General features: G+C 59.8%; 13 protein-coding genes. 2 read left to right on the forward strand and 11 right to left on the reverse strand.

The window, feature by feature from the left end; genetic code table 11:
- Positions 1-14 precede the first annotated feature (14 nt).
- The 9 genes from ACIN8IBEIGE_RS14995 to putP form a co-directional block, all read right to left on the reverse strand.
- The gene (locus ACIN8IBEIGE_RS14995) at positions 15-320 is read right to left on the reverse strand and encodes an STAS domain-containing protein (protein WP_090383787.1); all 306 of its coding nucleotides are present in this window, start codon (positions 318-320) and stop codon (positions 15-17) included.
- Between the two features lie 157 nt (positions 321-477).
- Complete coding sequence (gene fliJ, locus ACIN8IBEIGE_RS15000) at positions 478-930, reverse strand: flagellar export protein FliJ (RefSeq protein ID WP_090383784.1); 453 nt, start codon at positions 928-930, stop codon at positions 478-480.
- A 3-nt stretch (positions 931-933) separates the two neighbouring features.
- Positions 934-2295, reverse strand: a complete 1362-nt coding sequence (fliI, locus tag ACIN8IBEIGE_RS15005; protein WP_160015359.1) for a flagellar protein export ATPase FliI — start codon at positions 2293-2295, stop codon at positions 934-936.
- Positions 2285-3148 (reverse strand): flagellar assembly protein FliH, encoded by an 864-nt coding sequence (gene fliH / locus ACIN8IBEIGE_RS15010; protein ID WP_160015360.1) that lies wholly within the window; start codon positions 3146-3148, stop codon positions 2285-2287. The genes fliI and fliH overlap by 11 nt, the downstream gene beginning before the upstream one ends.
- A gap of 3 nt (positions 3149-3151) precedes the next feature.
- Entirely contained in the window at positions 3152-4168 is a 1017-nt protein-coding gene (gene fliG / locus ACIN8IBEIGE_RS15015) for a flagellar motor switch protein FliG (protein WP_160015361.1), read from the reverse strand.
- Positions 4161-5945: a flagellar basal-body MS-ring/collar protein FliF gene (gene fliF / locus ACIN8IBEIGE_RS15020; protein WP_160015362.1), complete on the reverse strand. Its 1785-nt coding sequence runs from the start codon at positions 5943-5945 to the stop codon at positions 4161-4163. The genes fliG and fliF overlap by 8 nt, the downstream gene beginning before the upstream one ends.
- A 15-nt stretch (positions 5946-5960) precedes the next feature.
- A complete protein-coding gene (gene fliE / locus ACIN8IBEIGE_RS15025) occupies positions 5961-6290 on the reverse strand; it encodes a flagellar hook-basal body complex protein FliE (protein WP_090252062.1) in 330 nt (109 codons plus the stop codon).
- Positions 6291-6383: 93 nt separating this feature from the next.
- Positions 6384-6605, reverse strand: coding sequence for a VF530 family DNA-binding protein (locus ACIN8IBEIGE_RS15030; RefSeq protein ID WP_160015363.1), 222 nt, complete (start codon positions 6603-6605; stop codon positions 6384-6386).
- A gap of 381 nt (positions 6606-6986) precedes the next feature.
- Entirely contained in the window at positions 6987-8474 is a 1488-nt protein-coding gene (gene putP / locus ACIN8IBEIGE_RS15035; protein WP_090383745.1) for a sodium/proline symporter PutP, read from the reverse strand.
- A gap of 720 nt (positions 8475-9194) precedes the next feature.
- On the opposite strand from putP, the gene ACIN8IBEIGE_RS15040 reads away from it, so the two are divergent.
- Complete coding sequence (locus tag ACIN8IBEIGE_RS15040; protein WP_160015364.1) at positions 9195-10052, forward strand: HDOD domain-containing protein; 858 nt, start codon at positions 9195-9197, stop codon at positions 10050-10052.
- A gap of 68 nt (positions 10053-10120) precedes the next feature.
- Positions 10121-10648, forward strand: coding sequence for a metal-dependent hydrolase (locus ACIN8IBEIGE_RS15045; protein ID WP_160015365.1), 528 nt, complete (start codon positions 10121-10123; stop codon positions 10646-10648).
- Positions 10649-10688: 40 nt separating this feature from the next.
- Here the strand turns inward: ACIN8IBEIGE_RS15045 and ACIN8IBEIGE_RS15050 are convergent, their stop codons facing one another.
- Both ACIN8IBEIGE_RS15050 and ACIN8IBEIGE_RS15055 read right to left on the reverse strand, forming a co-directional pair.
- Complete coding sequence (locus ACIN8IBEIGE_RS15050; protein WP_160015366.1) at positions 10689-11108, reverse strand: group 1 truncated hemoglobin; 420 nt, start codon at positions 11106-11108, stop codon at positions 10689-10691.
- 2 nt (positions 11109-11110) lie between these two features.
- On the reverse strand, positions 11111-11968 hold the full coding sequence (locus ACIN8IBEIGE_RS15055; RefSeq protein WP_160015367.1) for a DUF3034 family protein: 858 nt from the start codon (positions 11966-11968) through the stop codon (positions 11111-11113).
- Position 11969: the final 1 nt, after the last annotated feature.

Consider the following 11969-nt stretch of genomic DNA (forward strand, 5'->3'; position numbering starts at 1 on the left):
GACATGCGCCTCGATCAGGCGATTTTGAACAGCTGCTCGAAGTTCGAGATAGCCAAGATCTTGCGTACGTCCGGGTTGCAGTTGAGCAGACGGATCTGCGCACTGTCGCCACCCGCGTGATCACGCAACAACAACAACATGCCGAGCGCCGAGCTGTCCAGGTAGGTGGTGTCCTTGAGGTCTACGACGTAACGCTGCGGGGTGGTGTTGACGCGTTCGTAGGCATTGCGAAATTCCTGATGCGCACCGAAATCGAAGCGTCCCTGAATCAGAATGGTCAGCTCTTGCCCATCGGATGAGGGCAGCGAGGTGATGGCCATGAATTACTCCTATCAACGAAAAGACCAGGCCGCACGTTCAGGTGGGCCAGACTGCAGGTTATGCATGATCAAGATGTAGCATCGCAATGCCCATGCGGCAACTGTTTCGGTTGAGTTGATATGTCGTCTTCAGTTTCAAGCAAACGGCAGTTCGCGCTCAAGGCTGCGAATCACGGGCGGATATACGCTGTGAAAGCTCATCCAGCAGTTTTTGCTCACGCTTGTCTTCAGCCAGTCGCGCTTCGTCCTGATAACGCTTGACCAGCTTGCGCAAACCCTCCAGGCGTGCATAACGCTGCTGCCAGACCTCGCGCACTTTTTCCATATTGGCGCGGTGCCAGTCGACGCTGTTGCGCTGCTGGCCAATGGCTGTTTCCAGCTGGGTAAGAAAACGCTGATAGTTCATCAGCCACTGACCGGAGACGCCGCGCTGACCTTCACTGATCCATTGCTGCTGGTAATCCCCGCGGTAACGCTCCAGATCGCCCAGCTGCACTTCGGCCTGACGCAGCAGCCCCTGGCAACGCCCCAGCTGCAAGGCCGCTTCACGCTCGGCGCGCTCGGCCATATCGACTACTGGCCCCAGGCGCGCTGCGCGGCTTTGCGCCATGGCTTAAGCGCCTGCTGCGGCAGGGTTGAAGGTCGCTGCCAGCTGCGCGCTGCTGCTTTCCAGGCTTTCGTTGTCCTGCAGGTTCTGCCGCAGGTACTTGACCATGGCCGGCTGGCGCGCGATGGCCAGGTCGGTATCAGCATCGCCGCCGGGAACATAGGCGCCAACACTGATCAGGTCGCGGCTCTGCTGATAGCGTGACCACAGCTGCTTGAAGCGCTGCGACAGACGCAGATGCTCTTCGCTGACCACCTGCGGCATCACCCGGCTGATCGAGGCTTCGATATCGATGGCCGGGTAATGCCCCTCCTCGGCCAAGCGGCGCGACAGCACGATATGGCCGTCGAGCACACCACGGGCGGCGTCGGCAATCGGGTCCTGCTGGTCGTCGCCCTCACTGAGCACGGTATAGAACGCGGTAATCGAGCCGCCGCCTTTCTCCGCATTGCCGGCGCGCTCGACCAGCTTGGGCAGGCGAGCAAACACCGAGGGCGGATAGCCTTTGGTTGCCGGTGGCTCGCCAATAGCCAGGGCGATTTCCCGCTGGGCCTGGGCGAAACGGGTCAGCGAATCCATCAGCAACAGGACGTTCTTGCCCTTATCGCGGAAATACTCGGCAATGCGCGTGCAATACATCGCCGCACGCAGGCGCATCAGCGGCGCATCATCGGCTGGCGAGGCCACCACCACCGAGCGCTTGAGGCCCTCGTGGCCGAGGATCTCGTCAATAAACTCTTTTACCTCGCGGCCCCGCTCACCAATCAGCCCGACCACGATGATGTCGGCCTCGGTAAAGCGCGTCATCATGCCCAGCAGCACAGATTTACCCACACCGGTACCGGCAAACAGGCCAAGGCGCTGGCCACGCCCCACCGTCAGAAGACCATTGATTGAACGAATGCCGACATCCAGCGGTTCGCTGATCGGGTGGCGATTGAGCGGATTGATCGCCGGGCCATCCATCGGCACCCAGTCTTCCGCCTTCATGCCGCCTTTGCCATCGAGGGCGCGGCCGGTGCCATCGAGCACCCGCCCGAGCATCGACATGCCCATCGGCAGACGCCCGGTATCCGGCAGCGGCACTACGCGGGCACCTGGAGCGATACCGGCCAGACTGCCGACCGGCATCAGGAAAATCTTGCCGTTGGAAAAGCCCATAACCTCGGCTTCGACTTGCACCGGGTGATAGCTGTCGTCGTTGATTACCAGGCAGCGGCTACCTAGGGCGGCGCGCAGGCCTTCGGCTTCCAGGGTCAGACCAACCATGCGTAACAGGCGCCCTTCGACCAACGGCTGAGTTGGCAGCGCCACGGCCTCGCTGTAACCGGCCAGGCGTTTGGCGAAACTCACCCGATCAAGGCGCATCCGGACTCGCCTGGCTATCTACCTGAGGAGCATCCAGCTGAGGCGCATCCTTCTGAAGATCCGCATGCTGCTGAGCCCCCAGATCGGTATGCAAATCGGCCTCCAGCGGGTGCGCCGCCTGTTCGCGCTGTTGCTCGAACAACTGCTTGATGGCCTGATTCAGACGGGTTTCCACGGTGGCGTCGATACGGCTGAGTTCACTTTCCACCCGGCAACCGCCCGGCAGCAAGGAAGCGTCTTCGAGAATCCGCCAGCTCTCTTCGTGACGCTCACGCAGGGCCTTGATCATCTCGAAGTCTTGCGGGTTGAGGTGAATACGGATGTTGGCAGTGCCCATCGGCAGCAGCTTGAGCGCCTCGCTGAGTACCTGACGAATCTGACTGGAGTCGCTGACCAGCTCACGCTGAATCACCTGGCGCACCATCTGCCCGAGCAGACTGACCATGGCTTCTTCAAGCTGCTGATCCTGCTCGGCAATCGGCTCGAACAGTTGCGTCATCAACTGCTCCAGCCCTGCCAGTTTGGCGGCCAGGGCCATATCGGCTTCCTGCTTGGCCTTCAGTTGGCCGGCGTGGAAGCCGTCCTTCTCGCCGGTGGCAAAACCTTCGTTGTAAGCGTCCTGACGGATTGCCTCCAACTCATCCAACGTCAAGGGTTTGACGTCTTCCAGAGCCACTTCTTCGCTTTCGGCAGGCGCCGGCTCGCTCACCTCATCAGGCTGCTCGGACGCCTGCTCTTCTTCGCCAGGTTCTGGTATTTCGACTTCCGGGTCGAAGCTGGGCAGCGCCCACAGATCAACACCCTTGAGATCCTTGGCGCGAATCAGTTCGCTAGGCGGCTCTTTACTGGACATGGTTTAGACCATTTCCTCGCCACCTTTGCCACCCAGGACAATTTCCCCGGCTTCGGCCATACGCCTGGCGATGGTGAGGATTTCCTTCTGCGCGGTTTCCACGTCGCTGACGCGCACCGGCCCCTTGGCTTCCAGATCGTCGCGCAGCAGTTCGGCGGCACGTTTGGACATGTTCTTGAAGACTTTCTCCTTGATCGCCTCGTCGGCACCTTTGAGCGCCAGCACCAGCACGTCCGAAGACACCTCGCGCAGCAGCGCCTGGATGCCACGGTCGTCGACATCGGCAAGGTTGTCGAAGACGAACATCAGATCCTCGATCTGGCTGGAGAGGTCTTCGTCGACTTCACGGATCGAATCCATCAGCTGGCCTTCGACCGAGCTGTCGAGGAAGTTCATGATATCGGCGGCACGCTTAACCCCGCCGAGCGCTGCGCGGGTGGTATTAGAGCTGCCAGAGAACTGCTTCTCGAGAATCTGGTTGAGTTCTTTTAGCGCCGCTGGCTGTACGGTATTCAGCGAGGATACGCGCAGGACGATATCCAGGCGCACCTTGTGGTCGAAGTGGCCAAGCACTTCACCGGCCTGATCGGGATCGAGATAGGCCACCACAATCGCCTGAATCTGCGGGTGCTCGTAGCGGATCACGTCGGCAACAGCGCGTGGCTCCATCCATTTCAGGCTGTCCAGACCGCTGGTGCTGCCGCCGAGGAGGATGCGGTCGATGAGGTTGCCGGCCTTGTCTTCACCCAGCGCCTGAGTGAGCATCTTGCGAATATAGCCGTCGGCACCGACACCCAGACTGGTCTGATCGCCGACGATGTCGACGAATTCGCCCATCACCAGTTCGACCTGTTCGCGCTGGATATTGCGCATACCGGCCATCGCCACGCCGACCCGCTGCACTTCCTTCGGCCCCAGATGACGCAGCACCTGAGCCGCATCGGTTTCACCCAACGACAGCAGCAGAATCGCGGCCTTGTCGACCTTGCTCAATTTAGTGGCGGTTCGATTCTCACTCATCGGCGTTAATCCACTCTTTCACAACCTGGGCTACGCGGCCTGGGTCTTCGGCGACCAGGCTCTTGATGGCGTTCAATTGTGCATCATACCCCTCACTCGGGCTCGGCAGGAGGATGCTTTGCGGGCCGCCCAGGCTCACGCGGTCCTCGGCCAGATCGCCACCCAGAGCGCCCATTTCACCCAGCTCGACATCACCATCGCGGCCATCGCTCTGACCTTTGCCACCATTGGTGATGTTGTTGAGCACAGGCCGCAGCACACCGAACACCAATATGAGGATAAACAGCACGCCGAGCACTTGCTTGACCACATCCCAGAACCACGGCTGGGTGTAGAACGGAATATCAATCATCTCCTCGCCCAGCTCGGCGGAGAACGGCGTATTGATCACACTGACGCTGTCACCACGGCTGGCGTCGAAACCCACCGAGTCCTGCACCAGGCGGGTAAAGCGCGCCAGATCATCGCTGTTCCATGGCACCCGAGTGGTTTCGCCAGTGGCCGCATCGACCTTGACCTGATCGTCCACCACCACCGCTACCGACAGTCGGCGCAGACGGCCCTGCTGCTGCTTGGTGTAGCTGATCGAACGGTCCAGCTCGAAGTTGCGCGTGGACTGCTCGCGCTTGTCCGCCGGATACGGCGCCAGCATGGCCAGGCCGGTGGCCGGATCAATGATCTGCGCACCGTTGGCGTCCAGCAGTGGCTGGCCTGGCGCGACCGGGCCAGGCACTGCCGCAGCACCGCCCGCTTGCTCAGGTGCGGCGGCCGCACCAGGTGGCTGGTTGCTCAGCGCACCCGGCACACCTTGCGGCGGCAGGCTGCTGGTACGTTGTTCGTTGACCGACTGCTCACTGCGCAGCGCCGGTTGATCCGGGTTGAACATTTCCGAGGTGGATTCCACCGCGCTGAAATCCACATCAGCCGACACTTCAGCCTTGTAGCGGCCCGAACCCAGCACTGGCTGCAGAATGTTGTGCACGCGCTGGGTAAACAGGCTTTCCATGCGGCGACTGTAATCAAATTGCTTACCGGCCATGGTCAGCTCGGACATTTCCTGAATATCCGAGAGCAGGTTGCCCTTCTGGTCGACCACGGTGACCTGGGCCTTGTTCATTTCTGGCACGCTGCTGGCTACCAGATTGACGATCGCCATCACCTGGCTCGGCTCCAGGCCGCGCCCGGAATACAACTCAACCAGTACTGAGGCGCTGGGCTTGCGCTCATCACGGACGAACACCGAGCTTTTCGGGATGGCCAGGTGCACTCGTGCCGATTTGACGTTATTCAGGCTGGCAACCGTACGCGCAAGCTCACCTTCCAGGCCACGACGGTAGCGGGTGGCTTCCATAAACTGACTGGTGCCCAGGCCTTGCTCCTGGTCGAGGATTTCAAAACCGACGCTATTGTCCTTGGGCGCAACGCCAGCAGCGGCCAGGCGCATACGCGCCCGCGCCAGGTCATCGGACTTGACCAGCAGCGCGCCGGAGTTGGGCTCCACGGTGTACTTGATACTGGCAGCGTCCAGCGTCTCCATCACCTGAGACGCATCCATGCCGTCGAGGCTGCCATACAGCGGGCGGTAATCGGGTTGCTGCGACCAGAGCACCACGGCAAAACCGATCGCCACACTGGCGGCCAGACCAACCAGCAAACCGATCTGCCGCAACATCGACATATCGGAGAGGTTTTCCAGAAAGGTCAGGCCGAACAACGGTTTCTTCGGCTCATCACCACCGGTGGTGGCAGGTACGTTTGCAGCGACGGCTTCAGCCATGATTCAGCCCTACCCTTAAACCGGCATCTGCATAATGTCTTGATAGGCCTGAACCAGCTTGTTGCGCACCTGGGTCATGGCCTGAAAGGAAACGCTGGCTTTTTGCGAAGCGATCATCACGTCCGTCAAATCCACGCCGCTGGTGCCCATTTCAAAGGCTGTGGCCAACTTGTTGGAGGCTTGCTGGGTTTCGTTGACCTTGCCCACCGCCTGCCCGAGCATCTCGGAAAAGCTCGGTGCACCGGGCTCCGGCGTGCTGGCGACAGGCTTCTGACGCGCCATGGCGTCGGCCTGCATGGAACGCATTTCCAGCATCAAGCGATTGAATTCAACACCCTGGCTCATCACTACCTCCACTGGCCGCGGTTTTTTGACGCTTCGCGGCGTTTGCAGAGGTATTGCAACAAGGGTGCCAGATTTCGAACAGGGCCTTAGGGCCTATTTGCGCGCCTGCGAGCGGATATACAGGGCTTCGACCTTGTCTCTCGCCCAGGGCGTCTTGCGTAAGAAAGTCAGACTGGATTTGATGCTCGGATCGCTCTTGAAGCAGCGGATATCAATCCGCTCGGCCAACCCATCCCAGCCGTACCGGGCAACCAGAGCGGTGAGAACGGCTTCAAGGGTCACGCCATGCAGCGGGTCTTTCGGTGATTGAGTCATGCAGAACCTGTACGGACAGCTCGATTAAGGCAAACCCAGCCACATTAGCCAAACCAGTGGCCAATCGAAAGCGCGGCGCGCGGCCTGAAAGTTTATTGCTGGCATAAAAATGGCCGGGAGTCCTTTTTAACGCCGCATAGCGACGCGGCCCACTGAGTGCACTCTGATAGCAGGCAGACAATAAAAAATTATCTGGAACAATTTTTAACGCCGCCTCGCGACGGCCCGTAGGGTGGCGGCCACGGATGGCCAGCCATAAAAAAACCGGCCCGACACCAAAGGTGTGGGCCGGCGAAGCGCTATCGGGTCGCACGCACATCACCGCGAAGCAACTCCGCGGGGCAACTGAGCGACCAGTCAGTTGCCAGGTATCTCAAGCCATCAGACCGACTGATATTCCTTCTCGGCTTCATCGAAGCGCTTGATCATGCTGGCCGATGGGCCGCTGCCGATCTTGCTGAATACCAGAATGGCGAGGGTGGCGAAGATAAAGCCCGGGATGATTTCGTACAGCCCCAGGTGACCGAGGAAGTTCTTCCACAGGATCACGGTCAGGGCGCCGACCAGCATGCCGGCCAACGCGCCGTTGCGAGTCATCTGCTTCCAGACCAGCGAGAGGATCACCACCGGACCGAACGCAGCACCGAAGCCTGCCCAGGCGTAGGACACCAGGCCCAGCACGCGATTTTCCGGGTTGGCGGCCAGCATGATGGCGACGATCGCAATCAGCAGCACCATGCCACGGCCGACCCATACCAGTTCGGTCTGCGAAGCACCTTTACGCAGGAAAGCCTTGTAGAAGTCTTCGGTCAGGGCACTGGAGCACACCAGCAATTGGCAGCTCAGGGTGCTCATCACGGCAGCCAGAATGGCGGACAGCAGAATGCCGGCAATCCATGGGTTGAACAGCAGCTTGGCCAGTTCGATAAACACGCGTTCCGGGTTCTCGGTTACCGGGCCAGCGAGATCCGGGTTGGCGGAGAAGTACGCAATACCGAAGAAGCCCACAGCCACGGCACCCGCCAGGGTCAGGATCATCCAGGTCATGGAGATACGGCGGGCTGCCGGGATCGACTTCACCGAGTCAGCCGCCATAAAGCGCGCCAGAATGTGCGGCTGGCCGAAGTAGCCCAGGCCCCAGGCCATCAGCGAGATCACGCCCACAAAGGTCGCACCCTTGAGCATGTCGAAGCTGGTCGCATCTTTCAGCTCGATCGCCGCGAAGGTCGCATCGGCACCGCCGGTGGCAATCAGCACCACGACCGGGGTGAGGATCAGCGCGAAGATCATCAGGGTGGCCTGCACGGTGTCAGTCCAGCTTACCGCCAGGAAACCACCGATAAAGGTGTAGGCGATGGTCGCTGCAGCACCGGCCCACAGCGCAGTCTCGTAGGACATGCCAAAGGTGCTTTCAAACAGACGGGCACCGGCCACCACGCCCGAGGCGCAGTAGATGGTGAAGAACACCAGAATCACCAGCGCGGAGAAAATGCGCAGCACGCGGCTGCTGTCCTCGAAGCGGTGCGTGAAGTAATCCGGCAGGGTCAGGGCGTTGCCGTTGTGCTCGGTCTGTACGCGCAGACGGCCAGCAACAAACAACCAGTTCAGGTAAGCACCGACAATCAGGCCGATGGCGATCCAGCCTTCGGACAGACCGGACAGGTATACCGCACCCGGCAAGCCCATCAGCAGCCAGCCGCTCATGTCCGACGCACCTGCCGACAGGGCGGTGACGAAACTGCCCAGGCTACGACCGCCCAGGATGTAGTCGGAAAGGTTCTTGGTGCGCATGTACGCGAACAGGCCAATCAGCACCATGAGTGCGATGTACACCACAAAGGTGACGAGCATCGGAGTATTTGCAGTCATTGGGGAGTTCCCCTCTTGATTGTTGTTATTCAAGCAACAGGGAGTAGCCCCCGTCGCCAATGTGGCATTGCACGCCTGCCTATGCAGGTGAAGCCGGTTACCGCAACCGAGGCACAAAGAACCTGCTTACGATCTGCGGCGCGCTTTCTCTGCTGGACTAAAAACCGCCCTACAACGCTTAAGCTCGCGAGATCGTAAAAAGGCTTTAAGGCCCCAATACAACAACGGGCGTATGCCGCAAGACATTCGCCCGTGAAAATCCTTTTAACTACCTGCCAGCGCCTGACACCTGGCCAGGCCCTGCGCGCATTCAAGGTTCTGACAACCGCTGCACGCCGGTAAAAACTCAGCACCACTCACCACGGCCTGCGCAGGCGCAATTTCGGACAAGGTCAGACGGGCTATTACGATCACGCCTTATCCCTTTATTTGCTCACTGTCTGTATTAGGTCTAGCCCAACTCACAGGCTTGCCGGAGCAAGCCGATGGGCAGAAACCTGCGCACCGCGTAAATCGAGCACGGAATTTAGTGGCAGAGGCATGACCGCTTCTTACAAAAAACTCTGGAGTTTTTGCAGAAAACTCCAGGCACAGGAACTTACTGCAAACAGCTGTTTAAAGCGCAACGCTATATTCCTTGTGGATTACAGCCATCCATCGCCGCTTGTACCACGCGTGTAACGGCCATCTAGACTGCATCCATAAAGCTGGAGGTGTGCGTTGCAGAGCGAAGCATCCGATTACTCAATCTACCGGCGCGTAGTCTCGCAGTTGATGCAAGGCGAAGAGCAATTGCCCAGCCTGCCGACCATTACCCTGGATATCCGCCGTGCCTTGGGTGACCCGGATATTTCGCTAAAAGATTTGGTGCGCCTGATCAGCCGCGACCCGGCCCTCAGCGCCCTGCTGATGAAGCATGCGTCCAGCGCGTTGTATCGGCATACCTTGGCGCCCAAGACGCTGCACGAAGTGATCGGCCTGCTTGGCATGGGTGAAGTCGACCGAATCACCATGGTGCACAGCATCAAAAGCCTGTTCACCTTGCACAGCCCAGGGCATAAGCGCTTGTTTGTCGATGCCTGGGAGCGCCTGGTAATCAAAGCCAGCACCAGCGCCATGCTGGCACGCCTGCTGGGCCATGTGACGGCGGAACACGCCCTGCTGGCCAGTCTGCTCAGTGAAGTGGGCACCCTGGCCGTACTCTCGGCGTTCAGAAATGAAAGCGTAACGCCCTCCAGCGAGCTGTATTACAAGCTGTGCCGCGAATACAGCAAATCGCTCGGCATTATCGTGCTGAAGAAATGGTCAGTGGATAACGAATATATCGAGATCATCCGCGACACTGGCAACTGGCAGCGCAGCCCAGGACATAACCTGCAATTGCTCGATCTGGTCAACCTGGCGCTCTACCACGCCATCAAGGAACGCACCCCAGACGCTGACCTGCCGCCCCTGCAAGAGCTGGCCGCCTACCAGAAGCTGATGCCGCCGCAGGACTTTATCGGTGAGAACGGCGAACTCAGCCTGGTGATCAGCCACCGCGCCGATATTCTGGCGATTGCCCAGACCTTGCGCTAAGCAAACTGAAAGCAGAGCATCTGCACCGCTCATACGGCATACGAACGCAACTCAGGGACGAGATACAGATGATCATCGGACATGCGCCAGCAGCCTACATCGCTGCAGCGCTCTTACACAGCAAGCTTTTCGCTGCACGTCTTCCTGCCAAGGCTTTTATCTGCGCGGGGCTACTGGGTGGCGTCGCCCCTGATCTGGATATGCTGTATTTCCATCTGATCGACCAACGCCAGCATCATCACCACACCTACTTCAGCCATTGGCCAATAGCCTGGATCGGCGCTCTGATACTCAGCCTGATTGTTTACCGACAGAGTGATCGCAGCAAAGCAGCCTTACTGGCCAGCACCTTTTGTGCTGCTGGTGTGCTGCATCTACTACTCGACAGCATCGTGGGCGATATCTGGTGGTTCGCGCCCCTGGTAGACCAACCCTATGCGCTCTTTAGCGTACCCGCGCGGTTCAGCCCCTGGTGGCTGAATTTCCTACTGCATTGGTCCTTTGCCCTGGAGTTAGGGCTGTGGGCATGGGCAGTTCTGCTCTACCGCCGACGTAGCAAAGCCTCGATCCACAACCAGGCCAGCGCCTCGGTATAAATCCCTAGTCCTTCGCCCAACCTGACACCGAGACAGCACACTAACGATCAATCACCTGCGCGCGCATGGGCGCAAGCCGCGCCAGCAGGCGGTTCTGCGCAGGCATGGGCACGCCCTGAGCGCTCATTGCCTCCTGCAGGTTTTCCACTAGGGCGTTGAAGTCGCTGGGAGTGAGGTTCTGGCCCTTGTGGCTTTCTTCCATGCTGTCGCCGGTGTAGGTGCACGGGCCGCCGGCTTCGACGCAAACCTGCTCCACCAGCTTGTCGCGCAGGCGCACGATGTCGATATTCTCGAAATGTCGGACGATGCGCGCATCGGCGGCAATATTCAGCAGCATGCCTTCGACAATGCGGGTAATTCCGGCCTGCTCACCCAGGTCACGGTACAGGCTGTCGTCTTTCGGCGCTTGCTGGGCACAGGCCGCCAGACTCAGAACAACCACCAGCAGCAGACTGCGCATGCTTAGAAACTCCCCTGAACGGACAGATAAACCCCGTCCTGATTATCCAGCGTGGCGATTTCCCCCAGACGCGCATAGGCCAGCACCACAGCCAGGTTTTTGTTGGGGAAGTAACCGAGAAACAGATCCGCCCAGTCACTTTCGCCGGCAAAGCTTAAGTTGTCCGGCTTCTCGCGGTACTCCACGCCCAGCGCCCAGCGCGGGTTGAACAGCACAGCGACGGAGCCTTCCTTGAGTACGGAATGACGGTCACGGCGATCCCCCCCAAACCCCAGCAGGCCCAGCTCGTTGGCCCGGCTATAACGGACACCGCCGTTGAGCAGCAGGTTGTAGCCAAAGGCGCCACCGAGGATCAGCCGGCTGGCGCTGATATAGCCCTCGGTATCCTCGCTGCGTTGCGCGCCCACCAGGCTGGGGATCAGAAAATCCTTCTGGCGTTTGTGCTGAATGCCCAATGACACCTGCGGCAGCTGGTCGTAGATCAGGTCACCAAACAGGCGCACCTTAAGGCCGAAGATATCCTGGCTCAGGCTGTTTTCCGGCAGATTCAGATTGCGCGCCAGGGTGCCCAGATCAAAGCGCTGACGGGCATAGGACAGTTCGATGCGGTTATCGAAGGCTACGCCAACACCGGCCACATCCAGGCGGTAATCGCCGGTTTCCACCCGCGTGGCAAATACATCCGCGCCCCACTCACCGCGTTCGCCATAACCGGAGAGCACCGCCCAGGGGGTAATCCCGCCACCTGCCGCACCTTCAATGCTGCTGGCGCCACCCGTGGCCAGCAAGCGGCCGTCGGCCCAGGCCAGGTTGGCCAGTAGACCGAACAACAGGGCAATGCAGCGAGGCAGTTGGCTCATG

The sequence above is a fragment of the Pseudomonas sp. 8BK genome (assembly GCF_902506475.1).
Lineage (GTDB): Bacteria > Pseudomonadota > Gammaproteobacteria > Pseudomonadales > Pseudomonadaceae > Aquipseudomonas > Aquipseudomonas anguilliseptica.